This is a genomic window from Bacillus sp. FSL P4-0290 (assembly GCF_037975435.1).
GTDB lineage: Bacteria > Bacillota > Bacilli > Bacillales > Bacillaceae > Bacillus > Bacillus subtilis.
Genome location: NZ_CP150253.1, coordinates 1,756,955 through 1,782,749 on the forward strand (window position 1 = coordinate 1,756,955; position 25,795 = coordinate 1,782,749).

At 43.0% G+C, this 25,795-nt stretch carries 35 protein-coding genes and 1 riboswitch; of the genes, 27 read left to right on the forward strand and 8 right to left on the reverse strand.

The genetic code is table 11. The features are described from left to right. The first annotated feature begins 32 nt into the window (after nt 1-32). From comGA to MKY10_RS09410, 8 genes are all read left to right on the forward strand, one after another. Nucleotides 33-1,103, forward strand: a complete 1,071-nt coding sequence (gene comGA, locus MKY10_RS09375) for a competence protein ComGA (RefSeq protein ID WP_004399124.1) — start codon at nt 33-35, stop codon at nt 1,101-1,103. Beyond that, nucleotides 1,090-2,127 carry a comG operon protein ComGB gene (gene comGB, locus MKY10_RS09380; RefSeq protein WP_044052501.1) on the forward strand — a complete coding sequence of 346 codons (1,038 nt, stop codon included), beginning with the start codon at nt 1,090-1,092 and terminating at the stop codon, nt 2,125-2,127. The genes comGA and comGB overlap by 14 nt, the downstream gene beginning before the upstream one ends. A 13-nt stretch (nt 2,128-2,140) precedes the next feature. Further along, nucleotides 2,141-2,437, forward strand: a complete 297-nt coding sequence (gene comGC / locus MKY10_RS09385) for a comG operon protein ComGC (RefSeq protein WP_003230162.1) — start codon at nt 2,141-2,143, stop codon at nt 2,435-2,437. Beyond that, nucleotides 2,427-2,858 carry a comG operon protein ComGD gene (comGD, locus tag MKY10_RS09390; RefSeq protein ID WP_004398628.1) on the forward strand — a complete coding sequence of 144 codons (432 nt, stop codon included), beginning with the start codon at nt 2,427-2,429 and terminating at the stop codon, nt 2,856-2,858. Before comGC ends, comGD begins: the two co-directional genes overlap by 11 nt. Further along, the gene (gene comGE / locus MKY10_RS09395) at nt 2,842-3,189 is read left to right on the forward strand and encodes a ComG operon protein 5 (RefSeq protein ID WP_021480020.1); all 348 of its coding nucleotides are present in this window, start codon (nt 2,842-2,844) and stop codon (nt 3,187-3,189) included. Before comGD ends, comGE begins: the two co-directional genes overlap by 17 nt. A gap of 25 nt (nt 3,190-3,214) precedes the next feature. After that, on the forward strand, nt 3,215-3,598 hold the full coding sequence (gene comGF, locus MKY10_RS09400; RefSeq protein ID WP_015251713.1) for a ComG operon protein ComGF: 384 nt from the start codon (nt 3,215-3,217) through the stop codon (nt 3,596-3,598). Next, nucleotides 3,599-3,973, forward strand: coding sequence for a ComG operon protein ComGG (gene comGG, locus MKY10_RS09405; protein ID WP_015251714.1), 375 nt, complete (start codon nt 3,599-3,601; stop codon nt 3,971-3,973). A 70-nt stretch (nt 3,974-4,043) separates the two neighbouring features. Continuing rightward, nucleotides 4,044-4,223 (forward strand): YqzE family protein, encoded by a 180-nt coding sequence (locus tag MKY10_RS09410; RefSeq protein WP_029726723.1) that lies wholly within the window; start codon nt 4,044-4,046, stop codon nt 4,221-4,223. A 41-nt stretch (nt 4,224-4,264) separates the two neighbouring features. Here the strand turns inward: MKY10_RS09410 and MKY10_RS09415 are convergent, their stop codons facing one another. Next, nucleotides 4,265-4,591: a YqzG/YhdC family protein gene (locus MKY10_RS09415; RefSeq protein WP_003246051.1), complete on the reverse strand. Its 327-nt coding sequence runs from the start codon at nt 4,589-4,591 to the stop codon at nt 4,265-4,267. A gap of 271 nt (nt 4,592-4,862) precedes the next feature. Here MKY10_RS09415 and tapA point away from each other — a divergent pair, with 271 nt between their 5' ends. From tapA to tasA, 3 genes are all read left to right on the forward strand, one after another. Then, entirely contained in the window at nt 4,863-5,624 is a 762-nt protein-coding gene (gene tapA / locus MKY10_RS09420; protein WP_015251716.1) for an amyloid fiber anchoring/assembly protein TapA, read from the forward strand. Continuing rightward, entirely contained in the window at nt 5,608-6,180 is a 573-nt protein-coding gene (locus MKY10_RS09425; protein WP_003246088.1) for a signal peptidase I, read from the forward strand. The genes tapA and MKY10_RS09425 overlap by 17 nt, the downstream gene beginning before the upstream one ends. A gap of 63 nt (nt 6,181-6,243) precedes the next feature. Next, nucleotides 6,244-7,029, forward strand: a complete 786-nt coding sequence (gene tasA, locus MKY10_RS09430; RefSeq protein WP_015251717.1) for a biofilm matrix protein TasA — start codon at nt 6,244-6,246, stop codon at nt 7,027-7,029. Between the two features lie 92 nt (nt 7,030-7,121). Here tasA and sinR read toward each other — a convergent pair whose 3' ends face one another. From sinR to MKY10_RS09450, 4 genes are all read right to left on the reverse strand, one after another. Continuing rightward, nucleotides 7,122-7,457, reverse strand: a complete 336-nt coding sequence (gene sinR, locus MKY10_RS09435; protein ID WP_003226345.1) for a transcriptional regulator SinR — start codon at nt 7,455-7,457, stop codon at nt 7,122-7,124. A 33-nt stretch (nt 7,458-7,490) separates the two neighbouring features. Beyond that, complete coding sequence (locus MKY10_RS09440; protein WP_003230187.1) at nt 7,491-7,664, reverse strand: anti-repressor SinI family protein; 174 nt, start codon at nt 7,662-7,664, stop codon at nt 7,491-7,493. Nucleotides 7,665-7,846: 182 nt separating this feature from the next. Next, nucleotides 7,847-8,641 (reverse strand): YqhG family protein, encoded by a 795-nt coding sequence (locus tag MKY10_RS09445; RefSeq protein ID WP_003230200.1) that lies wholly within the window; start codon nt 8,639-8,641, stop codon nt 7,847-7,849. A gap of 20 nt (nt 8,642-8,661) precedes the next feature. Next, nucleotides 8,662-10,335, reverse strand: coding sequence for an SNF2-related protein (locus tag MKY10_RS09450; protein ID WP_004398544.1), 1,674 nt, complete (start codon nt 10,333-10,335; stop codon nt 8,662-8,664). Between the two features lie 168 nt (nt 10,336-10,503). Beyond that, nucleotides 10,504-10,605: riboswitch (glycine riboswitch) on the forward strand. 171 nt (nt 10,606-10,776) lie between these two features. Between MKY10_RS09450 and gcvT the strand changes: the two genes are divergently transcribed. From gcvT to gcvPB, 3 genes are read left to right on the forward strand one after another with little or no spacing between them, the layout of a single operon-like run. After that, a complete protein-coding gene (gcvT, locus tag MKY10_RS09455; protein ID WP_042976496.1) occupies nt 10,777-11,865 on the forward strand; it encodes a glycine cleavage system aminomethyltransferase GcvT in 1,089 nt (362 codons plus the stop codon). A gap of 29 nt (nt 11,866-11,894) precedes the next feature. Continuing rightward, a complete protein-coding gene (gcvPA, locus tag MKY10_RS09460; RefSeq protein ID WP_032722115.1) occupies nt 11,895-13,241 on the forward strand; it encodes an aminomethyl-transferring glycine dehydrogenase subunit GcvPA in 1,347 nt (448 codons plus the stop codon). Further along, nucleotides 13,234-14,700, forward strand: coding sequence for an aminomethyl-transferring glycine dehydrogenase subunit GcvPB (gcvPB, locus tag MKY10_RS09465; protein ID WP_049141218.1), 1,467 nt, complete (start codon nt 13,234-13,236; stop codon nt 14,698-14,700). Before gcvPA ends, gcvPB begins: the two co-directional genes overlap by 8 nt. Before the next feature lie 34 nt (nt 14,701-14,734). On the opposite strand, the gene MKY10_RS09470 is transcribed toward gcvPB, so the two are convergent. Continuing rightward, on the reverse strand, nt 14,735-15,115 hold the full coding sequence (locus MKY10_RS09470; protein WP_004398485.1) for a rhodanese-like domain-containing protein: 381 nt from the start codon (nt 15,113-15,115) through the stop codon (nt 14,735-14,737). A gap of 190 nt (nt 15,116-15,305) precedes the next feature. On the opposite strand from MKY10_RS09470, the gene lipM reads away from it, so the two are divergent. The 3 genes from lipM to MKY10_RS09485 all read left to right on the forward strand — a co-directional run bounded on the left by lipM (nt 15,306) and on the right by MKY10_RS09485 (nt 17,671). Beyond that, a complete protein-coding gene (gene lipM, locus MKY10_RS09475) occupies nt 15,306-16,142 on the forward strand; it encodes an octanoyltransferase LipM (RefSeq protein WP_014664579.1) in 837 nt (278 codons plus the stop codon). A 99-nt stretch (nt 16,143-16,241) separates the two neighbouring features. Beyond that, nucleotides 16,242-16,670 (forward strand): transcriptional regulator MntR, encoded by a 429-nt coding sequence (gene mntR, locus MKY10_RS09480; protein ID WP_003236923.1) that lies wholly within the window; start codon nt 16,242-16,244, stop codon nt 16,668-16,670. A 125-nt stretch (nt 16,671-16,795) separates the two neighbouring features. Beyond that, nucleotides 16,796-17,671 carry a patatin-like phospholipase family protein gene (locus MKY10_RS09485; protein ID WP_015251724.1) on the forward strand — a complete coding sequence of 292 codons (876 nt, stop codon included), beginning with the start codon at nt 16,796-16,798 and terminating at the stop codon, nt 17,669-17,671. Here the strand turns inward: MKY10_RS09485 and MKY10_RS09490 are convergent. Together MKY10_RS09490 and MKY10_RS09495 are read right to left on the reverse strand one after the other, a co-directional pair. Continuing rightward, a complete protein-coding gene (locus tag MKY10_RS09490; protein ID WP_339226420.1) occupies nt 17,668-18,063 on the reverse strand; it encodes an SA1362 family protein in 396 nt (131 codons plus the stop codon). The two genes, MKY10_RS09485 and MKY10_RS09490, sit on opposite strands and share 4 nt — an antisense overlap. 39 nt (nt 18,064-18,102) lie before the next feature. Continuing rightward, nucleotides 18,103-19,059, reverse strand: a complete 957-nt coding sequence (locus MKY10_RS09495; RefSeq protein ID WP_015384077.1) for a DUF1385 domain-containing protein — start codon at nt 19,057-19,059, stop codon at nt 18,103-18,105. Nucleotides 19,060-19,285: 226 nt separating this feature from the next. Here MKY10_RS09495 and MKY10_RS09500 point away from each other — a divergent pair, with 226 nt between their 5' ends. From MKY10_RS09500 to spoIIIAE, 10 genes are all read left to right on the forward strand, one after another. Beyond that, the gene (locus MKY10_RS09500) at nt 19,286-19,822 is read left to right on the forward strand and encodes a YqhR family membrane protein (protein ID WP_003230222.1); all 537 of its coding nucleotides are present in this window, start codon (nt 19,286-19,288) and stop codon (nt 19,820-19,822) included. An 86-nt stretch (nt 19,823-19,908) separates the two neighbouring features. Continuing rightward, a complete protein-coding gene (gene aroQ / locus MKY10_RS09505; protein WP_003230223.1) occupies nt 19,909-20,355 on the forward strand; it encodes a type II 3-dehydroquinate dehydratase in 447 nt (148 codons plus the stop codon). Then, on the forward strand, nt 20,352-21,413 hold the full coding sequence (papA, locus tag MKY10_RS09510) for an aminopeptidase PapA (protein WP_015251726.1): 1,062 nt from the start codon (nt 20,352-20,354) through the stop codon (nt 21,411-21,413). Before aroQ ends, papA begins: the two co-directional genes overlap by 4 nt. Before the next feature lie 24 nt (nt 21,414-21,437). Beyond that, nucleotides 21,438-21,995 (forward strand): elongation factor P, encoded by a 558-nt coding sequence (efp, locus tag MKY10_RS09515; RefSeq protein ID WP_003226377.1) that lies wholly within the window; start codon nt 21,438-21,440, stop codon nt 21,993-21,995. Between the two features lie 144 nt (nt 21,996-22,139). Further along, entirely contained in the window at nt 22,140-22,421 is a 282-nt protein-coding gene (locus MKY10_RS09520; RefSeq protein WP_004398639.1) for a YqhV family protein, read from the forward strand. Nucleotides 22,422-22,496: 75 nt separating this feature from the next. Further along, nucleotides 22,497-23,420 carry a stage III sporulation protein AA gene (gene spoIIIAA, locus MKY10_RS09525; protein ID WP_029317922.1) on the forward strand — a complete coding sequence of 308 codons (924 nt, stop codon included), beginning with the start codon at nt 22,497-22,499 and terminating at the stop codon, nt 23,418-23,420. Beyond that, the gene (spoIIIAB, locus tag MKY10_RS09530; protein WP_014477309.1) at nt 23,414-23,929 is read left to right on the forward strand and encodes a stage III sporulation protein SpoIIIAB; all 516 of its coding nucleotides are present in this window, start codon (nt 23,414-23,416) and stop codon (nt 23,927-23,929) included. The genes spoIIIAA and spoIIIAB overlap by 7 nt, the downstream gene beginning before the upstream one ends. Nucleotides 23,930-23,951: 22 nt before the next feature. After that, complete coding sequence (spoIIIAC, locus tag MKY10_RS09535; RefSeq protein ID WP_003153142.1) at nt 23,952-24,158, forward strand: stage III sporulation protein AC; 207 nt, start codon at nt 23,952-23,954, stop codon at nt 24,156-24,158. 6 nt (nt 24,159-24,164) lie between these two features. Further along, nucleotides 24,165-24,566: a stage III sporulation protein AD gene (gene spoIIIAD / locus MKY10_RS09540; protein ID WP_003230228.1), complete on the forward strand. Its 402-nt coding sequence runs from the start codon at nt 24,165-24,167 to the stop codon at nt 24,564-24,566. An 18-nt stretch (nt 24,567-24,584) separates the two neighbouring features. Then, nucleotides 24,585-25,784: a stage III sporulation protein AE gene (gene spoIIIAE / locus MKY10_RS09545; protein ID WP_048655108.1), complete on the forward strand. Its 1,200-nt coding sequence runs from the start codon at nt 24,585-24,587 to the stop codon at nt 25,782-25,784. Nucleotides 25,785-25,795: the final 11 nt, after the last annotated feature.

The window sequence follows — 25,795 nt, forward strand, 5'->3', positions numbered from 1 at the left end:
TACAATATGCGTTGAAAGGAGAGGGAATCAAATTGGATTCAATAGAAAAGGTAAGCAAAAACTTGATTGAAGAGGCATATCTAACAAAGGCTTCTGATATTCACATTGTGCCGAGGGAGCGGGACGCTATCATTCATTTTCGGGTCGATCATGCCTTGCTGAAAAAAAGGGACATGAAAAAAGAAGAGTGCGTAAGACTGATTTCACATTTTAAATTTCTTTCAGCAATGGATATAGGTGAAAGGCGAAAGCCGCAAAACGGTTCGCTTACGTTAAAGTTGAAAGAGGGAAATGTTCATTTAAGAATGTCAACGCTGCCCACAATTAATGAAGAAAGCCTCGTGATCAGAGTGATGCCCCAATACAATATCCCTTCGATTGATAAATTGTCGCTATTTCCGAAGACAGGAGCCACATTACTCTCGTTTTTAAAACATTCCCATGGCATGCTCATTTTTACCGGGCCGACTGGTTCAGGGAAGACTACCACATTATACTCTCTCGTTCAATATGCAAAAAAACACTTTAATCGAAATATTGTCACATTAGAGGACCCTGTTGAAACAAGGGACGAAGATGTTCTTCAGGTTCAGGTGAATGAAAAAGCCGGTGTAACTTATTCCGCAGGTCTGAAAGCAATTTTGCGCCATGACCCCGATATGATTATTTTAGGTGAGATCAGAGACGCGGAAACAGCTGAAATTGCGGTGCGGGCAGCGATGACGGGACATCTGGTACTAACGAGCCTTCATACGAGAGACGCAAAGGGCGCAATTTACAGACTGCTTGAATTCGGTATCAATATGAATGAAATCGAACAGACTGTCATTGCAATAGCGGCTCAGCGCTTGGTTGATTTGGCTTGCCCGTTTTGTGAAAACGGATGTTCATCAGTGTATTGCCGACAGTCACGAAATACTAGGAGAGCTAGCGTTTATGAGCTTCTATACGGGAAAAATCTTCAGCAATGTATCCAGGAGGCAAAAGGAAATCATGCAAATTACCAATATCAAACGCTTCGTCAAATTATCAGAAAAGGAATTGCGCTCGGCTATTTAACGACAAACAACTATGACCGGTGGGTTTATCATGAAAAAGATTAGAAAAGTCTGGTTGTTAAAGGATCAAGCCAGGTTATTAAAGAGGCTTGGTGAAATGACTGCGGGCGGATATACACTTCTGGATGGATTACGCCTGATGGAACTTCAGATGAATAAGAGGCAGGCGGCTGACTTGACTGATTCGGTCACTTGTTTGAGGGAAGGGGCTCCGTTTTATCAAGTACTAAAGAGTTTGTCATTTCATAAGGAAGCCGTAGGTATTTGTTATTTTGCTGAAACACATGGTGAACTGCCTGCTTCAATGATCCAGAGCGGAGAGCTGCTGGAACGAAAAATTGCACAGGCAGACCAGCTGAAAAGAGTGCTGCGCTATCCGCTTTTCCTCATCTTTACGGTCGCTGTCATGTTTTATATGTTACAGTCCATCATCATTCCTCAGTTTTCCGGTATCTATCAATCGATGAATATGGAAACCTCACGTTCAACCGATATGCTTTTTGCTTTTTTTCAGCATATTGATCTTGTGATCATTTTGCTTGTTCTTTTTACAGCAGGTATCGGGATTTATTATTGGCTTGTGTTTAAGAAAAAATCACCTGCCCGGCAAATGCTGATTTGTATCAGGATTCCTTTGGTTGGAAAGCTTGTAAAGCTGTTTAACAGCTACTTTTTTTCTTTGCAGCTAAGCAGCCTTTTAAAATCAGGCCTCTCAATTTATGACAGCCTTAATGCATTTAAACATCAAACGTTTCTCCCTTTCTACCGCTGCGAGGCTGAACAATTGATTGAACGGCTAAAAGCCGGTGAGTCAATTGAATCCGCTATTTGTGGAAGCCCTTTTTATGAAACTGATTTATCAAAAGTCATATCTCACGGCCAGCTGAGCGGCCGATTGGATCGGGAGCTTTTCACATACAGCCAATTCATATTACAGCGGCTGGAACACAAAGCGCAAAAATGGACAGGCATCCTTCAGCCAATGATTTATGGATTTGTTGCAGCGATGATCTTACTTGTGTATTTATCTATGCTTGTGCCTATGTATCAGATGATGAATCAAATGTGAAAGGAAGAGGCTGATGAATGAGAAAGGATTTACACTTGTTGAAATGTTAATCGTGCTCTTTATTATTTCGATTTTGCTTTTAATTACGATACCGAACGTCACGAAACATAATCAAACCATTCAAAAAAAGGGCTGTGAAGGCTTACAAAACATGGTTAAGGCACAAATGACTGCATTTGAGCTTGATCATGAAGGACAAACTCCGAGCCTTGCCGATTTACAGTCAGAGGGCTATGTGAAAAAGGATGCTGTCTGTCCAAATGGTAAGCGCATTATCATCACCGGCGGAGAAGTTAAGGTTGAACATTAAATTAAACGAGGAGAAGGGGTTTACCCTTTTAGAAAGTTTGCTTGTGTTAAGCCTTGCCTCTATCCTCCTGGTGGCCGTCTTCACTACACTTCCTCCTGCTTATGACAATACAGCTGTCCGACAGGCAGCAAGTCAGCTGAAAAATGATATTATGCTCACACAGCAGACTGCTATTTCCCGTCAACAAAGAACAAAAATTCTCTTTCATAAAAAAGAATATCAATTAGTCATTGGTGATACGGTTATTGAACGTCCGTATGCAACGGGACTTTCTATAGAACTGCTGACATTAAAAGACCGTTTGGAATTTAATGAGAAAGGGCACCCGAATGCAGGCGGAAAAATACGAGTAAAAGGCCATGCCGTTTATGACATAACAGTTTATCTAGGGAGCGGGAGAGTCAATGTGGAGAGAAAATAAAGGTTTTTCTACAATAGAAACAATGTCTGCGCTAAGCCTGTGGCTGTTTGTGCTGCTGACAGTCGTCCCCTTGTGGGACAAGCTGATAGCTGATGAAAAAATGGCGGAATCACGAGAAATTGGCTATCAGATGATGAATGAGAGCATTAGCAAATATGTCATGAGTGGTGAAGGAGCCGCGTCAAAAACGATTACAAAGAACAATCATATCTATGCAATGAAGTGGGAGGAGGAGGGCGAATATCAAAACGTATGTATCAAAGCCGCAGCTTATAAAGAAAAATCATTTTGCCTCAGCATTTTGCAGACAGAATGGCTACACGCTTCTTAACGTATTATTTTCGCTCTCAGTCTTTTTGCTCATATCAGGATCGTTAGCTGCGATTATCCATCTGTTTTTGTCTCGACAGCAGGAACATGACGGTTTCACACAGCAAGAATGGATGATTTCGATAGAACAGATGATGAATGAATGCAAGGAGTCACAGGCAGTTAAGACAGCCGAGCATGGGAGCGTGTTAATCTGCACCAATCTTTCCGGACAAGACATCCGTTTTGACATTTATCATTCAATGATAAGAAAAAGAGTGGATGGCAAAGGGCATGTTCCGATTTTAGATCATATTACTGCCATGAAAGCTGATATTAAAAATGGTGTTGTTTTGCTGAAAATTGAGAGTGAGGACCAAAAAGTGTATCAAACAGCTTTTCCGGTCTATTCGTATTTAGGAGGAGGGTGAATGTACCGTACGAGAGGGTTTATTTATCCAGCTGTTCTTTTTGTGTCAGCGCTTGTGCTGTTAATCGTGAACTTTACTGCTGCTCAATATATTTCACGCTGCATGTTTGAGAAGGAAACAAAAGAGTTATACATCGGAGAGAATTTGCTTCAAAATGGGGTGCTTCTTTCGATTCGGCATGTTCTAGAGGAACGGAAAGGCCAGGAGGGTACGGAGCAATTTCCATATGGACGGGTTTCTTATTACATTCATGATACATCGATAAAAGAACAAAAAGAAATCAACTTAAGAGTGTCAACGGAGTCGGGAACAGAAAGAACTGCACAGATCGTGTTTGACCAAAAACAGAAAAAGCTGCTGAGATGGACAGAATAAAACAGTGTAAAGGGTATAAAAAAAGTCATGTGAGACAACACTCATAATAATTGAATGATGAGGTGATCACGTGAAAACGAATGATTATGTTAAATATATGACGCAGCAATTTGTCAAATATATAGATACTCCGAGAGATGAGCGAAAAGAACGAAAAGAGGTGCGGAAAGAAACAAAAACGCCTGTTTCCCAGCAGTTGTTCGGTATTTTACCCTATGGCTTCAGACTTTGGCTGAAACGGAAAAAATAACCGCAAATAAACGAATAAGGTCCTTCAAAAAATGGAGGACCTTATTGATATTCTTCTAATATGGCGATTTTATTGACCTTTTGGCTATAAGGATCAAATGAAATCGTCACAAAAACGCCGAATTCTTTTGACCCTTCCCTCAGAGTTAAATGGTATTGCTTCACTGCTTCATCTTTTCTTTTACGGTCCCATACTTTTTGTTTGAACAGTACCTGTGCAAGCGGGTACCTTTTTTTTGCTTCTTTTACAGCAATCTCTTCCCATTTGGACATGTGGCGGGCGGTTACAAGCGGTGTTTCTTCTGCGTGAGCGGCTGTGGTGCCAAAGACGAGAAGAGATAGACAAATCACACATTGTTTGATCATCATGCTGTCACCCTTTCTTTGTTTATTATTACCAAATAATAATGGAATATGCATTTAAATTCTCACATAACAATCCCAAAAATTTCAAAAAAATTGAAAAAATGAGCAATACTGAGCAAGACTTTGTAATATGATGAAAACATTCTTTTAAACGAACGAAATGAGCGATTTCGGTGTTTTTAAATCTATAAATCGTTGATTATACTCTATTTGTGGAGTTCTTTAAAGAGAACGATTGTCATATCAAGTTACAGTGTTTTACAGGAGGTAAGATATGTTTCGATTGTTTCACAATCAGCAAAAGGCGAAGACGAAACTGAAAGTTCTGCTTATCTTTCAGCTTTCAGTCATTTTCAGTCTGACTGCCGCACTATGCTTACAATTTTCCGATGATACAAGCGCTGCTTTTCATGATATTGAAACATTTGATGTCTCACTTCAAACGTGTAAAGACTTTCAGCATACAGATAAAAACTGCCATTATGATAAACGCTGGGATCAAAGTGATTTGCACATATCAGATCAAACGGATACGAAAGGCACTGTATGCTCACCTTTCGCCTTATTTGCTGTGCTCGAAAATACAGGTGAGAAACTTAAGAAATCAAAGTGGAAGTGGGAGCTTCATAAGCTTGAAAATGCCCGCAAACCGTTAAAGGATGGGAACGTGATCGAAAAAGGATTTGTCTCCAATCAAATTGGCGATTCACTTTATAAAATTGAGACGAAGAAAAAAATGAAACCCGGCATTTATGCATTTAAAGTATATAAACCGGCAGGCTACCCGGCAAACGGCAGTACATTTGAGTGGTCGGAGCCTATGAGGCTTGCAAAATGCGATGAAAAACCGACAGTCCCTAAAAAAGAAACAAAGTCGGACGTCAAAAAGGAGAATGAAACAACACAAAAAGATATACCGGAAAAAACAATGAAAGAAGAAACATCTCAAGAAGCTGTAACCAAAGAAAAAGAAACTCAATCAGACCAGAAGGAAAGCGGGGAAGAGGATGAAAAAAGCAATGAAGCTGATCAGTAATATTTTATACGTGATCATCTTTACTCTTATTATTGTGCTGACACTTGTCGTGATTTCAACACGTTCATCCGGGGGAGAGCCGGCAGTGTTTGGGTATACGCTGAAATCAGTTCTGTCAGGTTCGATGGAGCCGGAGTTCAATACAGGTTCCTTAATATTGGTCAAAGAAATCACTGATGTGAAAGAGCTCCAAAAAGGTGACGTTATTACATTTATGCAGGATGCAAATACGGCGGTCACCCACAGAATTGTTGACATAACAAAGCAAGGAGACCATTTGTTATTTAAAACAAAAGGTGATAATAATGCAGCAGCTGATTCAGCGCCTGTATCGGACGAAAATGTTCGCGCGCAATACACAGGTTTTCAGCTTCCATATGCCGGCTATATGCTTCATTTTGCCAGCCAGCCGATTGGAACGGCTGTATTATTGATTGTTCCCGGCGTGATGCTGTTAGTTTACGCTTTTGTGACGATCAGCAGCGCCATTAGAGAAATTGAAAGAAAGACAAAAGCCTTGGAAACAGATACAAAGGACAGCACCATGTCTACTTAACTTCAGTTGTAAACCTGGCAACAGGTTTCGATATAAAATCATTCAATAAAAGGGGAGCTTACCATGGGTATGAAAAAGAAATTGAGTTTAGGAGTTGCTTCTGCAGCACTAGGATTAGCTTTAGTTGGAGGAGGAACATGGGCAGCATTTAACGACATTAAATCAAAGGATGCTACTTTTGCATCAGGTACGCTTGATTTATCTGCTAAAGAGAATTCAGCGAGTGTGAACTTATCAAATCTAAAGCCGGGAGATAAGTTGACAAAGGATTTCCAATTTGAAAATAACGGATCACTTGCGATCAAAGAAGTTCTAATGGCGCTTAATTATGGAGATTTTAAAGCAAACGGCGGCAGCAATACATCTCCAGAAGATTTCCTCAGCCAGTTTGAAGTGACATTGTTGACAGTTGGAAAAGAGGGCGGCAATGGTTACCCGAAAAACATTATTTTAGATGATGCGAACCTTAAAGACTTGTATTTGATGTCTGCTAAAAATGATGCAGCGGCTACTGAAAAAATCAAAAAACAAATTGACCCTAAATTCTTACATGCAAGCGGTAAAGTCAATGTAGCAACAATTGACGGTAAAACTGCTCCTGAATATGATGGTGTTCCAAAAACACCAACTGACTTCGATCAGGTTCAAATGCAAATCCAATTCAAAGATGATAAAACAAAAGATGAAAACGGGCTTATGGTTCAAAATAAATATCAAGGCAACTCCATTAAGCTTCAATTCTCGTTCGAAGCTACACAGTGGAACGGCTTGACAATCAAAAAGGACCATACTGATAAAGACGGTTATGTGAAAGAAAATGAAAAAGCGCACAGCGAGGATAAAAATTAATAACAACAATAAAAAGAGACGGCCCAGTATTCATATACTGGGCCGTCTCGATGGTTATTGACAAAAGAGGAGTTAGTGCCTCTGCTCAGGCACTACTCCTCTTTTTGGGATTTTCTCCATTTTTGATAATCTAAAAATTCACGAAATTGTTTTTTCGATACCCCGGATGTCATCGCATCGCGAACCAATTTCTCCCATTCACTATCTAATTGACCATCGTATTCGGTTTCATGTTTCTCATCGAGCAAAGTATGAACCGAGACGTCCAGAACAGCGGAGACTTTTTCGAGAAATTGAATGGAGGGGTTCGTTTGTAGATTTCGTTCTATTGAGCTTAAATAAGACTTCGCTACCCCAGCTTTTTCAGCTAGTTCTGATAGTGAGTAGCCTTTTTCTTTACGGTATTGTTTAATACGCTGGCCAATCAATGTCATCACCTTCCTTGTGATATTATAGCACATTCAGAAAGGATTTACGGTATGACTTCTGGCTGCCGGACCAGGATGAGCAGACTTTTTGTTTAAAAGTAAATATTTTCGTATTTCTTCCGGGCTGATATTTGCCTCTTTGGCTTCCACCATTAATTCAACCCATTCTTGATCCAATTCAAAGTGCTCTTGTTTTGCATTCTTCATGCAGTTTCTCCTCCTAAAATACTTGTTTATGTATTTCAGCCAGTCCGGCCATGACTTATTGTATGCTTCATTAGTCTCTGGAAGTCATTTGCCATTAAATCGCCAGAATTTTTTTCCAATATACCTTTATTATAATCGTATTTTCTCAAAAAAAACGAGAATGATGTCGAATGGTAAAAAAGTTAGCTTGAAATATTATTTTGCAGATAAAACAATCCGCCATTTTCAATTTCAACTGATATCTTTGGTTGATACAAGGTTTTCAGCGCCTGTTTTTCTAGATGGTATTCTTCTGGTTTTTCTTCTATATGCTCGTAAAACTTATCAAGCAATGTCATATCATTCTTCCACCTGTTAACCGCCTGTTCCGCCCAGTCGGACGGCTCCTGCATAGCGGATTTGGAAATATAGTTTTCCATACGCTTAAGTCCGCTTTCTGGTTTGATCATAGGTGAAATGGTGAAGCAATAGTCACATATTTGAGACGTCAGTGAAAACTGGGTCAGCTTGCTTTGAAAATCTTCAATTATCGTTCCAGAGACTAGGTGAAGACCTAGTGACAATAACTTATCCTTTTTCATGTCGGACTGGTATGAAATCGTGACATTTATACCAAGCCAAGGCTGAAGTGGGACTTTAGCTCCGGCTGATTCAATTTTCTCATACATTCTGGTAAATCTCCCATTTTGTTTAACAGCTTTAAATATTTGAAAAAGACGCGGGGCCCCAAAATATATAAATTCACCATCTAGGTCTTTTGGCGCATTTTCTTTATCTGTAATAAAAGTGATTTTCATTGGATTCGGATCACCGCCTGTCTTCTCGCGCCAATGCCAGTAGAAAGGGCGGTTCATGATTTGTTTGTCCATTTCAACTGTAAGCTGCACTGTCATATAGCCTAAGCCTTGATCGACGATTTGGCAGCTGTTTGCTTGAAAAAAACGCAGCAGAAAATCGTGAACCTCTTGCTGTCTCACTAATAAAACCTCCTTACAGGCTAAGATCCTCTTTTTTCAGCAGGCAGCTGTTTTTTATAAGACAAAAATGAGGTTAAGTTATCCATTTTTATTTTCATTTCTTCTTCTGTTGCTGAGTGATACAAAATGTCATGAAGGTGCTCTTCAAAATTGTTCACTTGAATTTTCGTTAAAATATCATCAAGTTCACCGACCACTTTTTCAAACAAATGAATTTTTTCATATAAAAGCTTTAGAATATGCTCTTCCACCGTATGTTTTGTCGCCATGTTATAAATATGCACGTCACGCTCCTGCCCGAGTCTGTGAATTCTTCCGATTCTTTGCTCAAGCCGCATCGGGTTCCATGGCAGGTCATAGTTGATCATGTGATTGCAAAATTGCAGGTTAATTCCCTCACCGCCTGCTTCAGTTGCAATAAGGACTTGGATTTTTCCGCGGAAAAGATCCTTCATCCAGTCTTTTTTTCCACGTTTAAATCCGCCTCTAAACGGCACAGAACTGATGCCGTTTTGCTGAAGAAACCACTGCAGATAAATCTGGGTTGCACGGTATTCTGTAAAAATGATGACCTTATCGTCGATCTTTTTGATCAAGTCAACAACTTGAAGCGCTTTAGAGTTTTGTGTCACTTGATTGATGCGATCTATCAAAACTGAAATCGTATCCTCATCAATGGCAGGTGCTTGTTTCTCTTTTTGATCAAGCATCTTTTTCAGCGTCATATATACCGCTTCTCTGCTCGAACAGCATTCTCTTTGCAAGGTCATAATCGAGAACATGCTGGCTGGTTTATTGATACTGTCCTTCAAACGAGAAATTTCATCATAAAGCGCCTGCTCTGATGGAGAAAATTGAATCGGCACTGTTTCAACATGGCGCTGTTTCCAATTCAGCCCTGTATCATGCCGCCTGTTACGGATCATGACTTTATTCACAAGATCTTTTAAATGTTCATGCGCTTCTAAACTGGATTTCTTCTTGGCGAACTCCTCCTGAAAGTGATTCTGACTGCCTAAATGGCCGGGTTTTAATAAGGACACCAAATTGAAAATCTCTTCGATACGGTTCTGGATTGGCGTCGCGGTAAGAAGCAGGCAATATTTTTTTACGAGATTCCGGACAAATTCATAGTTCTTCGTTTTGCTATTTTTCAGTTTGTGTGCCTCATCAATAATGACAAGATCATATGGGATAGACAGAACGATTTCTCGATGGGGCGAGCGCTTCGCGGTGTCTATTGATGAGACGACAATATCGCATTGCTCCCACACATAGCTTTTCTTTTGTTCAACAGCCGGAATCAAAAATTTTTCCTGAAGCTCTTTGACCCACTGTGACACAAGGGAAGCGGGCACAAGGATCAAAATTTTTTTTGCTAACCCGCGAATCATATATTCTTTTAGAATCAGTCCAGCTTCAACCGTTTTTCCGAGACCAACCTCATCTGCTAAAATCGCTTTCCCGTTCATTTTTTCAACCACTTTTTGCGCCACTTCAAGCTGGTGGGGGAGCGGCGTAAAGGAAGGCAGATATAAAGGAGCCCGTAAGCCTTCAAACTCTGGAATTGCTAATGTTTTCTGGATTTCTGCAGAGAGCTTGTACAGTTCCCAGTTTGCCCAAGGGCCATCGTTTTTCAGTCTTTCAGCAAATTCTTCAGGCCATTTTGCATCGTAGATCATTTCTGTATTCATTGCTTTGAAACCGCCTTTCTTATTCTTCGATTCTTAAGATGAATAATATAAGAAAAATCTGCCCAAATTGCTGTTGCCCAGCATATAGTGATGATGGTAGGATATGAGTATGTATTTGATGTAAGATATTGCTATAGTATGTCCATAACAGCATGAAAATATGAGCGAATGACAGCAAGGGGAGAGACCTGACCGAAAACCTCGGGATACAGGCGCCGAAGGAGCAAACTGCGGAGTGAATCTCTCAGGCAAAAGAACTCTTGCTCGACGCAACTCTGGAGAGTGTTTGTGCGGATGCGCAAACCACCAAAGGGGACGTCTTTGCGTATGCAAAGTAAACTTTCAGGTGCCAGGACAGAGAACCTTCATTTTACATGAGGTGTTTCTCTGTCCTTTTTTGTATGTTTTTTAGCTGCGCCGTTGATAAAGGGGAGGAATTAGATGCTGAAAAGAACGCCGTTATTTGACCTGTATAAGGAATATGGAGGAAAAACGATTGATTTCGGGGGCTGGGAGCTTCCTGTTCAATTTTCTTCTATAAAAAAAGAACACGAGGCTGTCCGAACTGCAGCCGGTTTGTTTGATGTATCTCATATGGGAGAAGTCGAAGTGTCAGGGAACGACAGTCTGTCTTTTTTGCAAAGATTGATGACAAATGATGTTTCCGCATTAACGCCAGGCCGTGCTCAATATACAGCGATGTGTTACCCGGATGGCGGAACCGTCGATGATTTGCTTATCTATCAAAAAGGAGAGAACCGCTATCTGCTTGTCATTAATGCTTCTAATATAGATAAAGACTTGGCTTGGATGAAAGAACATGCAGCAGGTGATGTGCAGATTGACAATCAGTCAGATCAAATCGCGCTCTTGGCTGTACAGGGACCGAAAGCAGAAGCGATCTTAAAAAATCTGACAGATGCAGATGTGTCTGCATTAAAGCCGTTTGCGTTTATTGATGAAGCCGATATCAGCGGCTGCAAAGCACTTATTTCACGCACTGGCTATACGGGAGAAGACGGGTATGAAATTTACTGCCGCAGTGATGATGCTATGCATATTTGGAAAAAAATCATCGATGCAGGGGATGCATACGGATTGATTCCATGCGGTCTCGGTGCACGTGATACACTCCGGTTTGAAGCGAAGCTCCCGCTCTACGGTCAGGAGCTGACCCGGGATATTACACCGATTGAAGCAGGTATAGGCTTTGCTGTAAAGCACAAAAAGGAGTCTGACTTTTTCGGTAAGTCAGTATTGAGTGAACAAAAAGAAAACGGAGCGAAGCGCAAACTTGTCGGTCTCGAAATGATTGAAAAAGGGATACCGCGGCACGGATATGAGGTTTTCCAAAATGGCAAGTCTGTCGGAAAGGTGACAACCGGCACGCAGTCACCGACATTAGGGAAAAACGTCGGTCTTGCCTTAATTGATTCGGAAACGAGTGAGATCGGGACTGTTGTAGATGTAGAGATTCGCAAAAAATTAGTGAAAGCAAAGGTTGTCAAAACACCATTTTATAAACGCTAATATTTTTTCTTGGAGAGAGGAGACAACACATGAAGCACCGTTATTTGCCCGCAACAGAAAAGGATAAACAGGAGATGCTTGCTACTATCGGCGTAAGCAGCATCGATGATTTATTTGCTGATATACCGGAAAACGTCAAATATAAAAAAGAGTATCAAATCAAAAAAGCGAAATCAGAGACAGAATTAACAAGAGAACTGACAAAGCTGGCCTCTAAAAATTGTGATACCGTACAATACGCTTCTTTCTTAGGAGCGGGTGTATATGACCACTATCAGCCTGTCATTGTGGATCATGTCATTTCGCGCTCTGAGTTTTATACCGCATATACGCCTTATCAGCCAGAGATTTCACAAGGAGAGCTCCAGGCTATTTTTGAATTCCAAACGATGATCTGTGAACTGACAGGCATGGATATCGCCAACTCCTCGATGTATGACGGCGGAACAGCCTTGGCAGAAGCAGCAATGCTTGCTTCAGGCCACACGAAAAAGAAAAAAATTGTTGTGTCAAAAACCGTGCATCCTGAATCGCGAGAGGTGCTGAAAACGTACGCAAAAGGTCAGTATATTGATGTTGTTGAAGTACCCGCTGCGGATGGCGTTACGGATCTTGATGCATTGCGCCAAACCGTTTGCGAGAACACAGCCGCAGTGATCGTTCAGTACCCGAATTTTTTCGGCAGGATCGAGCCGCTAAAGGATATTGAGCCTATCGCTCATCAAGGGAAATCCATGTTTATTGTTTCAGCCAACCCGCTGGCGCTAGGTCTTCTCACTCCGCCGGGCAAGTTTCAGTCTGATATCGTCGTCGGTGATGCGCAGCCTTTCGGCATTCCTTCAGCATACGGCGGCCCGCATTGCGGCTTTTTTGCCGTTACTAAAAAATTAATGAGAAAGGTGCCGGGCCGTCTCGTCGGACAAACGGAAGACGAAAACGGAAAAAGAGGCTTTGTGCTTACTCTGCAAGCCAGGGAGCAGCATATCCGCCGGGATAAAGCAACATCAAATATATGCTCCAACCAAGCTTTAAATGCGCTGGCAGCATCAGTAGCCATGACTGCTCTCGGAAAAAACGGCGTAAAAGATATAGCCCGCCAAAATCTCTTAAAAGCCAACTATGCAAAGCAAGAAGCAAAAAAAGCAGGCCTTACCGTTATGTTTGACGGGCCGATGTTTAATGAATTTGTCATCAAACTTGATGAGCCGGTGAGAGCTGTGAACAAGCGTTTGCTGGCAAAAGGCATGATTGGCGGATATGATCTTGGGTTGACGTATCCGGAGCTGGACTGCCATATGCTGATTGCTGTAACGGAGCTGAGAACAAAAGAAGAAATTGACGCACTCATTCAGGAATTGGGGGATCGCCATGAGTAATCAGGACCAGGCACTTATTTTTGAACTTTCAAGAGAAGGCCGAATCGGCTATAGTCTGCCGGAGCTCGATGTACCGGAAATCGAATTGGGGGACCTCTTGTCAGACACCTATATTCGTGACGAAGACGCAGCGCTGCCGGAGGTTTCAGAGCTGGACATCATGCGCCATTATACAGCGCTGTCCAAACGCAATCACGGGGTGGATTCCGGTTTTTATCCTCTCGGTTCTTGCACGATGAAATATAATCCGAAAATCAATGAAAAAATCGCACGTATACCTGGTTTTGCTGCGATTCATCCCCTTCAGGATGAAGACACGGTGCAAGGCGCATTAGAGCTTTTATATGATTTAAGCAAACACCTTGAAGAAATAACGGGAATGGATGAGGTTACGCTTCAGCCTGCTGCCGGAGCGCACGGCGAATGGACAGGGCTGATGATGATCCGTGCCTATCATGAAGCTCGCGGGGATTTCAAGCGGACGAAGGTCATTGTCCCTGATTCCGCGCATGGGACGAATCCTGCATCAGCAACAGTAGCAGGCTTTGAAACCGTTACGGTGAAATCGAATGAAAAAGGACTTGTTGATTTAGAGGATTTAAAAAGAGCAGTGAATGAAGAAACTGCAGCTCTTATGCTGACGAATCCGAACACGCTCGGCTTGTTTGAGGAGCAGATTACAGAGATGGCGGAAATTGTACACCAAGCGGGGGGGAAACTGTATTATGACGGCGCTAATTTAAATGCCGTTTTAAGTAAAGCGAGACCTGGTGATATGGGATTTGACGTGGTGCACCTCAACCTGCATAAAACATTCACAGGCCCTCATGGCGGCGGAGGCCCCGGCTCAGGCCCTGTCGGCGTAAAAAAAGATCTGATTCCTTATTTGCCAAAGCCAGTTTTAGTCAAAAAAGAAGGGCGCTTTACGTTTGATTATGACCGCCCTCATGCGATTGGCCGTGTGAAGCCGTATTACGGCAACTTTGGCATTAATGTGAGAGCGTATACGTATATTCGCTCCATGGGGCCTGACGGATTAAAGGCTGTTACTGAGAACGCAGTGTTAAACGCCAACTATATGATGAGAAAGCTCGCGCCTTATTACGATCTTCCGTTTGACCGCCATTGCAAGCATGAATTTGTATTATCAGGGAAGCGGCAGAAAAAGCTGGGAGTGCGTACGCTTGATATAGCAAAACGGCTTCTTGATTTCGGCTATCATCCGCCGACGATTTATTTCCCGCTTAATGTTGAAGAATGCATCATGATCGAGCCGACAGAGACCGAATCAAAGGAAACACTGGACGCGTTTATTGATGCTATGATTCAAATCGCAAAAGAAGCGGAGGAGAATCCGGAGCTTGTTCAGGAGGCCCCGCATACAACGATTGTAAAAAGAATGGATGAAACAAAAGCGGCGAGACACCCGGTGCTCAGATACGAGGCGGTAGAAAGATAAATAAAAACAGCTGTCTACCAGACAGCTGTTTGCTTTATTTCTTCGCTTTAATCTTTCCGCCCCATTTTTTAAAGCCGCCTTTTAGGTTGTAAATCTCAGTGCAGCCGTTTTTGCGCAGGGTTTGTGCCGCGCGTCCGCTGCGGACACTGTTTTGGCAGTACAGGTAAACAGGCTTGTCCGTACGGATCTCATTTTTTCTCTGTTTCAGCTGGGAAAGCGGGATGTTGCGGGCGCCTAAAATATGTCCGCCCTCAAACTCATTTGGCTCACGAACATCAATAAGCTGCGCTTTGCGGTAACCCGCGCGGAATTCTTCTTCGGTAAGTGTTTTCATAATTCGCTGCTGATAGACATATGAAGCAATCATATAGATGATAAACGCAGCAAAAATAATCAAAACGATCATATTAGACAATGTGATTCTACTCCTTTAGCATATAAAATCAAAACCCTGCTTCATAAAACAAGGTCATAGAGCCGTTTTCGACAAATACTATTATAGTAAAGCACAGCGTGATTGTCATCTATAATGGAACTAAAATATTTTTCATTTTCCCGACAGTTTGATAAACTGATTCTATTAAAACGGTAAGGAAGGTCTTAAAATGCAAAAAGAAACTTGGCGGTTTATAGACTCAGGCAATGCAAGTCCTGCATTCAATATGGCGCTTGATGAAGCGCTTTTATATTGGCACAGCGAAAAGAAAATCCCCCCGGTTATCCGTTTTTACGGCTGGAATCCGGCGACACTTTCTGTAGGGTATTTTCAAAATATTAAAAAGGAAATCAATTTTGAAGCAGTACATAAATATAATCTCGGATTCGTCAGACGCCCGACCGGCGGGAGAGGTGTGCTGCACGATCAGGAACTGACATACAGCGTAATTGTTTCGGAAGAGCACCCCGAGATGCCGGCGACTGTTACTGAGGCTTACCGGGTTATTTCAGAAGGCATACTTCAAGGCTTTAGAAATCTCGGTCTGGACGCTTACTTTGCCATCCCGAGAACTGAAAAAGAAAAAGAAAGCTTAAAAAATCCGCGGTCATCTGTTTGTTTTGACGCGCCTTCGTGGTATGAACTAGTGGTTGAGGGGCGCAAGGTGGCGGGAAGCGCGCAAACGAGACAAAAAGGCGTGATTCTTCAGCATGGCTCCATTCTTCTTGATTTAGATGAGGACAAGCTGTTCGATCTGTTCTTATATCCAAGTGAAAGAGTAAGAGAGCGGATGCAGCGCAATTTCAAAAATAAAGCGGTTGCCATTAATGAACTCACCGAAAAGCGGGTGACGATGGATGAGGCTCGTAAAGCCTTTAAAGAAGGATTTGAAACAGGTCTTAACATTCATTTGGAGCCATATGAACTTTCTCAGGAAGAGCTTGATTTTGTTCATCACTTGGCTGAAACAAAGTACGCTTCAGATGAATGGAATTATAAGCGGTAAACAGGGCTTTTGACCCGCGGAGCATCCTTGTTTTTTCAAGTTCATTAGTGTAAACTTGTAATGGTTTATAAAGTTAAGGTGCTTTTTGGGAGGGTTTCGATGACAACACCAAGTATGGAAGATTATATTGAACAGATTTATATGCTGATTGAAGAAAAAGGATATGCACGAGTTTCCGATATCGCGGAAGCATTGGCAGTCCATCCCTCCTCTGTAACAAAAATGGTTCAAAAACTAGATAAAGACGAATATTTAATTTATGAAAAATATCGCGGTCTCGTGTTAACGTCTAAAGGGAAAAAAATAGGCAAACGGCTGGTATACAGACATGAATTGCTTGAGCAGTTTTTAAGAATCATTGGTGTTGATGAAGAGAAAATATATAACGATGTCGAAGGAATCGAACATCATTTAAGCTGGAACAGCATTGATCGCATCGGGGATCTTGTTCAATATTTTGAAGAAGATGATGCCCGTAAAAAAGATCTGAAATCAATCCAAAAGAAAACAGAACATCATAATCAGTAAAAAGGCGGTCTCGAAGGAGGCCGTCTTTTTTGATACGCTGACGCCGCCCGTCATTCATTGGTCTATTTCTTCGCGTGTTTTCTTAAAATGGTAATAAACGATCGGATGGAGGGGGAGGGAATGAGATGTATATTGACGGTGTGTTTTCCGGCGGAGGAGTAAAAGGCATTGCGCTTGCAGGCGCTTATGAAGCGCTTGAGGAAAAAGGCTTCCGCTTTAAAAGGGTTGCGGGTACAAGCGCGGGCGCCATTATTGCCGCTTTCATTGCGTCAGGTTACACCAGTAAGGAAATCCACGCTTTAATTGAAGAAGTGGACGGAGAGAAATTGCTGGATCAGAGGTACTCTTTTCTCCCCTTAAAAATGCTCCAGTGGGTGTCCATCTACTGGCGTCTTGGATTATACAAAGGCGATACGATAGAAAAATGGATTGCTGATCTGTTAAGAGCGAAAGGCATAAGGGTTTTCGGCGATTTACAGAAAGGGTCTCTGCGCCTTATTGCTTCTGATCTGACAAACGGCACCATGATTGTTTTGCCGGACGATTTGGCCCGTTACGGGTTAAATCCCGATATGTTCCCGGTTGCCAGAGCGGTCAGAATGAGCTGCAGCATTCCGTATTTTTTTGAACCGATAAAATTAAAAACGGACACAGGCACCGCCACGGTTGTCGACGGAGGTGTGTTAAGCAATTTCCCCATCTGGCTGTTTTCAAAGGAAAGAAAGCGCCCTGTGATCGGTGTGACGCTTGCGCCGCGTGAAAGAGAGCGTCCGAAAAAAAATATCCGCAACGCTTTTGAACTGTTCGGCGCCCTGTTTGAAACGATGAAGGATGCCCATGACGCAAGGCACATTGCATCACGCTATGAACAAAATATCATTTTTCTCCCGGTTGATGGCGTAATGGCAACTGATTTTCATTTAACACAACAAAAAAAACTAGCCCTGATTGAGCTAGGTAAAAGACGGACAGAGCTGTTTTTAAAGCAGTGGACCTATTAAAAAAGCGCCCTGTTTTTCTTTTTATTTTTTTTCCCTTCTATAACAGTCAGCTGAATCTGGCTTTTTTTCTTGAGAATCATCGGCTTAGGCTTGCTGGCGCTCGGAACGCTTCGCAGGTGGCTGACACGTCCCTTATGTCCGGCGCGGTGTTTTGCTTTTTGTTCTTTCATCCGGCGCCGCGATTGTTTCGCCGCTTTTTTGAAGGCTGCTCCTTCGCTGCCCGCATTTCGATTCATTACATATTTCACAATAAAATAAATAATGATACCTGCCACGATGACGGTTACCGCCATTTTTGCCATTTCTCCGGGATTGGTTACCAGCACATAGAGGAAACCGAACGCTCCCAGCGCAATTAATACAGCAATAATAGGTTGTACACGATGATTCATAACTGTCCACCTCCGAAAGTAATAGCAGGGCAACGGATTTTAGATGACGTTGTGAGAAGGCTTCTGATTTTGCTCAGACAATGCTTCGAGTCTGAGAAGTTCGTTAAAGCTTTCGATGGCAACTTCAACCTGTTCATCCTTAGGTTCCTTTGTGGTTAACAGCTGAAGCCACAGTCCCGGGTACCCAAGTAATTTCAGACCGGGAATGTCACGCACTTTGTTGGTCAGCTGCAGAACTTCAAAGGATATACCAAGCACGACCGGTATCAGTGCGACACGATCTATAACACGCAGCCAAAGCGGATCTGTCGGAACGAGTAAATAAACAAACATGCCGACAATAATCGTAAATAAAATAAAGCTTGATCCGCAGCGGTAATGAAGCCGAGATTGGTTTTGGACGTTCTCCACAGTAATTGGCAAATTCTGTTCATAACAGTTTATGACTTTATGTTCGGCTCCATGATATTGAAACACTCTTTTAATAAGCGGTGTCATGGACAAAAAATAGATGTAACCGAGCAGCAAAATCAACTTAAACAGGCTTTCAACCGCGATTTGCGCCGTGTCCGAGGAAAAAATCGGCCTTGTCAGTTCAGCTAAGAAAACTGGAACCAATGTAAATACGAATTTACTGAACAAAAATGATAGGACGCCTATAACTGCGAGGCTGAGATACATAGACAGCCCGGAGGATTTTTTTTCTTCCTGCTCAAGTGTCTCGTCTTCAGATGGATCGAGCCCGTAACGTTCGCTTGAAAAATTCAAATGCTTTGTGCCGTTTGCACTCGCTTCGATAATGGCCGCGATCCCCCGTAAAAACGGGATCTTTTTCACGATGTTCAGTTTCGGGTTGTGTTTGCGTGGAAGCTTAAAAAAGTCAATGCTTCCATCCGTTCTTCTGATGGCTGTAACGTAATGATGCTTTCCGCCAAACATAACGCCTTCCACAACAGCCTGCCCGCCGTAAGCGGGCGGAACTTTATGTTTTGACATATTATCAACCTGCCTATTTCTTTAGGATTGCTAACCATTTCCTTTCACTCTATTGTACAGGAAACAGCGCTAAACCTCTAGATTGACAGGCTGAAAAAATTGCCATAGCCTTGCTTTTTCTACATGCATTATACCCGTTATTTTCAAATTTTACTCGCAGCTGTCAAAAAGTGTGAGCTTTTTTATTGACATTTCTTTTTTTGGGCACACTTTAACTGGAGGTGCCATGATGACAAGCGAAAAAGATACAGAACAAAATGAAGAATTGAATGAGAAGCAAAAGCCGCCTGTTTCAATGGCCGGCAGGGTGGCGGCAACAGGTTTTTGCGGAGGCGTACTTTGGAGTTTCGTTGCTTATATCGCATATTTGTTTCATTTTTCCGAAATTAGCCCGAATATGATATTGCAGCCGTTTGTGCTCGGAGAGTGGAAAAAACATGGGCTGGGAACGGTAATCAGCATCATTTTGATTGGAGTAATTTCAATTGGCGCAGCATTTCTTTATTTTCTTCTATTGAAACGTTTAAAAACAATGTGGCCGGGTATTTTATACGGCTTGGTGCTTTGGCTGCTCGTGTTTTTTGTTTTTAATCCGATTTTTCCAGATGTGCGCACGGTGACCGAACTGACATCAGATACAATTATTACGACCATTTGCATTTATTTGCTTTACGGGCTGTTTGTCGGGTATTCTATTTCATTTGAATACAATGAGCTGAATTCGGAAAAGCTTGCACGTGCGCTGGGAATGCATAGAGAATAGTGTATAATCCTTTTCCAGTATGATAAAATGTTCACGAGAAGTGAACATTTTTTACATGAGAAACCCTCGCGAAAAGGAGAGATTATGTGCCTCATTTTTTGATTTTGAACGGACCGAATGTTAACCGGCTTGGGAGTCGTGAGCCTGAAGTATTCGGCCGCCAGACACTGACCGATATTGAAACAGATCTTTTTCAGTTTGCTGAAGCCTTACATATCCAGCTCACTTTCTTCCAGTCTAATCACGAAGGTGATTTGATAGATGCGATACATGAGGCTGAGGAGCAATACAGCGGGATTGTTCTGAACCCCGGCGCCCTGAGTCATTACAGCTATGCGATCAGGGATGCTGTTTCAAGCATCAGTCTTCCTGTGGTAGAGGTGCATTTATCAAACTTATACGCCAGGGAAGAATTCAGGCATCAGTCGGTTATCGCTCCTGTTGCGAAAGGGCAGATTGTCGGTCTTGGAGCTGAAGGCTACAAGCTTGCTGTTCGCTACTTATTAAGCCAGCAAGGGGGAGAATCAAGATGAAGCTAGAGAAATTAAGAAACCTGTTTGGACAGTTGGGAATTGACGGCATGCTGATTACAAGCAGCACGAATGTACGCTATATGACAGGGTTTACAGGTTCGGCGGGTTTGGCTGTTATATCGGGTGACAAAGCAGCGTTTATTACGGATTTTCGTTATACTGAGCAGGCGAAGGTTCAGGTAAAGGGTTTTGAGATCATTGAACATGGCGGCAGCTTGATTCAGACCACTGCCGACACTGTTGAATCGTTTGGCATCAAGCGTCTCGGCTTTGAACAGAACAGCATGACATATGGCACTTACGCTTCATACAGCGCCGTTATCAGTGATGCCGAATTAGTGCCTGTGGCTGAATCCGTGGAAAAGTTGCGCTTGATTAAGTCTAGTGAAGAGATTAAGATATTAGAGGAAGCTGCGAAGATTGCAGATGATGCCTTCAGACATATCTTGACGTTTATGAAACCCGGCATTTCTGAAATCGCTGTTGCCAATGAGCTGGAGTTTTATATGAGAAGCCAGGGAGCAGACAGCTCTTCTTTTGATATGATTGTCGCCTCAGGCCTTCGTTCAAGCCTTCCGCACGGTGTGGCCAGTGACAAACTGATTGAAAGCGGAGACCTTGTTACGCTTGATTTTGGCGCTTATTATAAAGGATATTGTTCTGATATTACCCGGACGGTCGCTGTAGGTCAGCCCAGTGATCAATTGAAGGAGATCTATCAGGTTGTATTTGATGCTCAGGCGCTTGGCGTCGCACATATTAAGCCGGGCATGACAGGAAAAGAGGCTGACGCCCTCACAAGGGATCATATTGCTGCAAAAGGCTACGGTGACTATTTCGGCCATTCAACCGGGCACGGGCTCGGCATGGAAGTTCATGAATCGCCGGGATTATCCGTCAGATCTTCAGCTATCCTTGAACCGGGTATGGTGGTCACAGTGGAGCCGGGCATTTACATACCAGAAACAGGCGGTGTCCGCATTGAAGATGACATCGTGATTACAGAAAACGGCAACCGGACAATCACCCATTCCCCAAAAGAACTTATTATTTTGTGATTGGAATATAGGAGGACATTAAACATGATTTCAGTTAACGATTTCCGTACAGGATTAACAATTGAAGTAGATGGCGGCATTTGGCGCGTCGTTGACTTCCAGCACGTAAAACCTGGAAAAGGTGCGGCATTTGTCCGCTCTAAACTCCGTAACCTTCGCACTGGCGCCATTCAGGAAAAAACATTCCGCGCTGGTGAAAAAGTAGCGAAAGCGCAAATCGAAACCAAAACAATGCAATATCTATATGCAAACGGAGATCAGCACGTATTTATGGATACTTCTTCTTATGAGCAGCTTGAACTGAGCGCAACTCAAATCGAAGAAGAATTAAAATACCTGCTAGAAAACATGTCTGTGCATATCATGATGTACCAGGATGAAACACTTGGTATCGAACTTCCAAACACAGTTGAGCTGAAAGTTGTTGAAACTGAACCTGGTATTAAAGGTGATACAGCGTCAGGCGGTACAAAACCTGCGAAAACTGAAACCGGGCTTGTTGTAAACGTGCCGTTCTTTGTGAATGAAGGCGACACACTTGTTGTCAATACATCAGACGGTTCTTACGTTTCAAGAGCATAGAAAGAAAAAAAGAAGTCTGTTCCCAAATGGGAGCAGGCTTTTTTTGTGCCCAAAAACAGAATCTTTCTTTTATACGAAAATGACAAGACTACTTCAGCAAGCTAGAGCATATCATATAAAAAAATGGGAGGTTGGGAGAGTGCTATGAAATTTTTACTTGGAAATATCAATTCTACTGTTTTAACAATGGCGGGATTACGAGTTTTATCCTCTATGATTGAGCTGACGGCAGCAATTGTCATGCTTGTGACCAACGATGTCCGGAAGGCGGTTGTGGTTAACAGCATTCTCGCTATTGTCGGTCCGTTGATTTTTATCATTACGATGACTGTCGGAATCTACCAAATTGCCGGGCAGCTTTCGTATGCAAAGCTGATTCTGATTTTTACGGGTGTTGTCTTGATTTTGGCGGGTGTTCATAAATAAAGAGAGGCTTGTCATAAAGTCTGCCTCACATCATACATTTTAAAGAAGCCAATCGGTAGAAAGGAGGAGGCTCTGTTGAATGAAATCGCTGAGGTTCTCCCTGAATCCATGAAAAACGCCCTTTCTGAAATACCGGAACAACAATGGCTGGAAATCGAAGAAGTCAGAATTCGGATCAACCGCCCTGTTGAATTGATTCGAAGAGGACAACCTGTTTATTTGTCCTATGCGGGCACGGCCGAGGATGCCCATCTGATCCTGAGCCGGCTCAGCAACTATAGTATGTATACACTTGAAGAAGAGCTGAAGAAAGGGTATGTCACGATCAGAGGCGGCCACAGAGTCGGACTGGCGGGCAGAGTCATTACGGAAAACGGAGGTGTGAAAGGCCTCCGTGACATCGCATCTTTTAATATACGAATTGCCCGGCAAAAGCTGGGGATTGCGGAGCCGCTGCTTCCATACTTATATCAAAACAGCTGGCTGAATACGCTGATTATCGGACCGCCCCAAACAGGCAAAACAACACTTCTCCGGGACCTTGCGAGGCTCTCAAGCACCGGCAAAAAACCCATGCTGCCCGTTAAGACAGGAATCGTCGATGAACGGTCAGAAATTGCCGGATGTCTTCGCGGCATTCCGCAGCATCAATTTGGTCAGAGAATTGACGTGTTAGACGCCTGTCCAAAAGCTGAAGGGCTGATGATGATGATTCGATCCATGAGCCCTGAGGTGATGATTGTCGATGAAATCGGGCGTATGGAAGATACAGATGCACTTCTGGAGGCGCTGCATGCCGGTGTTTCAGTAATCGTATCGGCGCATGGCTGGAGCATATCCGACCTGATGAAGCGGCCTTCATTGAAGCGTTTGTGGGAAGAAAGAGCCTTTGACCGCTATTTGGAATTATCGAGAGCGAAGGGGCCGGGCACAGTGAGCCAAATTTATGACAAAGACGGAAATGTGCTGTCTAGGACGACGGGCGTGAAAACATGCTGAAGCTGCTGGGCGCTGTATTCATTGTGGTAGCGACAACATGGACAGGTTTTGAGATGGCGAAGATTTATACAGAACGGCCGCGGCAAATCCGCCAGCTACGTGCGGCGCTTCAATCCCTCGAGGCTGAAATCATGTACGGCCATACACCGCTTCATACTGCTTCACAGCAGATTGCCAAACAGCTCGCACAGCCTGTTTCAGCTCTTTTTTCCGCATTCAGTGATCAGCTGGACAAGGGAAGTGATTCCGCGAAAACGGCGTGGGAGCAAAGCTTAAAGAAGGTATGGGACACCCTGTCTTTGAAAAAAAGCGAATACGAAGTGCTGAAGCAGTTTGGCGAGACGCTCGGGATTCATGATCGAATCTCTCAGCAAAAGCACATCAAGCTGGCGCTGACACATTTGGAAGCCTCAGAAGCGGATGCTGAGCAGGCGCAAGCGAAAAACGAAAAGATGATAAAAAGTTTGGGCTTTTTAGCGGGCTTGTTACTCATTCTTCTATTGATGTAAACGTGAGGGGAGCAAAAATAAAATGGGAGTAGACGTGAATGTCATATTTCAAATCGCCGGAGTGGGAATCGTGGTCGCTTTTTTACACACGATATTGGATCAGATGGGCAAGAAAGAATACGCTCAGTGGGTGACGCTGTTAGGTTTTATCTATATTTTATTTATGGTCGCCACGATTGTAGATGACCTATTTAAAAAGATAAAAGCTGTGTTTTTATTCCAAGGATAGGGGGGCTTGCAGATTGACATTGTTCAAATTGTAGGTTTAGGGCTGATCGCCACCTTCCTTTCTTTAATTGTAAAAGAACAAAAGCCGACTTTTGCGTTTTTAATCGTCGTTTTTGCCGGATGTGCCATTTTTCTTTATTTGGTAGACCAAATCTACGACATTATTCGAATGATAGAAAAAATTGCGATTAATGCAAATGTCAACATGGTCTATGTTGAAACCATTTTAAAGATTATCGGAATCGCCTATATTGCTGAATTCGGGGCACAGCTCACAAAAGATGCCGGTCAAGGAGCCATCGCCTCGAAAATAGAATTGGCGGGGAAAATTTTAATACTCGTAATGGCTGTGCCTATTTTAACCGTCATTATCGAAACGATTCTCGGACTTATACCTTCTATGTCATAACCGAAAGGAGGCGGTAGATTGAAGCGCTTTCAATGGGTATTGCTTTTGGCCGTGCTGATCATAGCAGGCCGTGCAGAAATTGTACAAGCAGCTGGTAATGCAGAACAAACGGAAGACCATGCTGAAACAGCCGAGCAATTAGCGGAAAGGACAGCAGTCTCACTTGAAACAGATAAGATCGGGGAATTTTGGAATGACATTATGACAGAATACGGCGGACTGCTGCCGGAAAGCCAAAAAGGCAGCTTAATGGAGTTTATCAATGGCGATAAATCATTCTCACCGCAAGAATGGCTGAAAGCTCTCTTTTCTTATTTGTTTCATGAAGTGCTTGCCAACGGAAAGCTGCTTGGCACATTGATTTTGCTCACGATTTTTTGCGTCATTCTGCAGCTTTTGCAAAATGCTTTTCAGCAAAGCACCGTCAGTAAGGTCGCTTACTCAATTGTGTACATGGTGCTGATTATCCTTGCGCTTAATAGCTTTCATGTGGCGATTAACTATGCAACTGAGGCCATTCAGACGATGACCAGCTTTATCCTGGCGCTCATTCCGCTCCTCTTGGCGCTTTTGGCTTCCTCAGGCGGAGCTGTATCTGCTGCCTTCTTTCATCCTGTTATCCTCTTCCTGATGAACACGAGCGGTCTCTTGATTCAGAATATCGTCATGCCGCTGATTTTTTTATCAGCGATTCTGAGCATTGTCAGCACGATGACTGAACAATACAAAGTAACACAGCTGGCTAACCTGCTCAGAAATATCGCCATCGGAGCACTGGCTGTTTTTCTTACCATCTTTCTCGGCGTCATCTCTGTTCAGGGAGCCTCAGCTGCAGTGACTGACGGCATTACGCTCAGGACGGCTAAATTTATAACCGGAAATTTTATTCCTGTGCTTGGCCGAATGTTTACAGACGCAACAGATACAGTAATCAGTGCCTCTTTACTGCTGAAAAATACGGTAGGGATTCTCGGTGTCGCTATTTTGATCTGTATTGCGGCATTTCCGGCAATCAAAGTGCTTTCCCTCGCTTTTATTTATAAGCTGGCAGCCGCGATTCTTCAGCCACTAGGAGGCGGGCCCGTCATCACCTGCCTCGACGTCATCAGCAAAAGCGTCATTTATATTTTTGCAGCTCTCGCCATTGTGTCTCTCATGTTTTTTTTAAGCCTTACTGTCATAATCACAGCCGGAAACCTCACGATGATGATGAAATGAAGGAGGCAGGC

Bases quoted from the DNA above. Each gene is read 5' to 3' on its own strand.
- spoIIIAB (WP_014477309.1), top strand. From the start codon at position 23,414: ATGCTGAAGCTGCTGGGCGCTGTATTCATTGTGGTAGCGACAACATGG.
- tapA (WP_015251716.1), top strand. From the start codon at position 4,863: ATGTTTCGATTGTTTCACAATCAGCAAAAGGCGAAGACGAAACTGAAA.
- comGC (WP_003230162.1), top strand. From the start codon at position 2,141: ATGAATGAGAAAGGATTTACACTTGTTGAAATGTTAATCGTGCTCTTT.
- MKY10_RS09500 (WP_003230222.1), top strand. From the start codon at position 19,286: ATGATGACAAGCGAAAAAGATACAGAACAAAATGAAGAATTGAATGAG.
- MKY10_RS09495 (WP_015384077.1), bottom strand. From the start codon at position 19,059: ATGTCAAAACATAAAGTTCCGCCCGCTTACGGCGGGCAGGCTGTTGTG.
- mntR (WP_003236923.1), top strand. From the start codon at position 16,242: ATGACAACACCAAGTATGGAAGATTATATTGAACAGATTTATATGCTG.
- gcvPA (WP_032722115.1), top strand. From the start codon at position 11,895: ATGAAGCACCGTTATTTGCCCGCAACAGAAAAGGATAAACAGGAGATG.
- MKY10_RS09450 (WP_004398544.1), bottom strand. From the start codon at position 10,335: ATGAATACAGAAATGATCTACGATGCAAAATGGCCTGAAGAATTTGCT.
- gcvT (WP_042976496.1), top strand. From the start codon at position 10,777: ATGCTGAAAAGAACGCCGTTATTTGACCTGTATAAGGAATATGGAGGA.
- MKY10_RS09485 (WP_015251724.1), top strand. From the start codon at position 16,796: ATGTATATTGACGGTGTGTTTTCCGGCGGAGGAGTAAAAGGCATTGCG.
- efp (WP_003226377.1), top strand. From the start codon at position 21,438: ATGATTTCAGTTAACGATTTCCGTACAGGATTAACAATTGAAGTAGAT.
- papA (WP_015251726.1), top strand. From the start codon at position 20,352: ATGAAGCTAGAGAAATTAAGAAACCTGTTTGGACAGTTGGGAATTGAC.
- MKY10_RS09415 (WP_003246051.1), bottom strand. From the start codon at position 4,591: ATGATGATCAAACAATGTGTGATTTGTCTATCTCTTCTCGTCTTTGGC.
- MKY10_RS09440 (WP_003230187.1), bottom strand. From the start codon at position 7,664: ATGAAGAATGCAAAACAAGAGCACTTTGAATTGGATCAAGAATGGGTT.
- MKY10_RS09520 (WP_004398639.1), top strand. From the start codon at position 22,140: ATGAAATTTTTACTTGGAAATATCAATTCTACTGTTTTAACAATGGCG.
- tasA (WP_015251717.1), top strand. From the start codon at position 6,244: ATGGGTATGAAAAAGAAATTGAGTTTAGGAGTTGCTTCTGCAGCACTA.
- lipM (WP_014664579.1), top strand. From the start codon at position 15,306: ATGCAAAAAGAAACTTGGCGGTTTATAGACTCAGGCAATGCAAGTCCT.
- MKY10_RS09425 (WP_003246088.1), top strand. From the start codon at position 5,608: ATGAAGCTGATCAGTAATATTTTATACGTGATCATCTTTACTCTTATT.
- comGG (WP_015251714.1), top strand. From the start codon at position 3,599: ATGTACCGTACGAGAGGGTTTATTTATCCAGCTGTTCTTTTTGTGTCA.
- spoIIIAC (WP_003153142.1), top strand. From the start codon at position 23,952: ATGGGAGTAGACGTGAATGTCATATTTCAAATCGCCGGAGTGGGAATC.
- MKY10_RS09490 (WP_339226420.1), bottom strand. From the start codon at position 18,063: ATGAATCATCGTGTACAACCTATTATTGCTGTATTAATTGCGCTGGGA.
- gcvPB (WP_049141218.1), top strand. From the start codon at position 13,234: ATGAGTAATCAGGACCAGGCACTTATTTTTGAACTTTCAAGAGAAGGC.
- comGB (WP_044052501.1), top strand. From the start codon at position 1,090: ATGAAAAAGATTAGAAAAGTCTGGTTGTTAAAGGATCAAGCCAGGTTA.
- comGE (WP_021480020.1), top strand. From the start codon at position 2,842: ATGTGGAGAGAAAATAAAGGTTTTTCTACAATAGAAACAATGTCTGCG.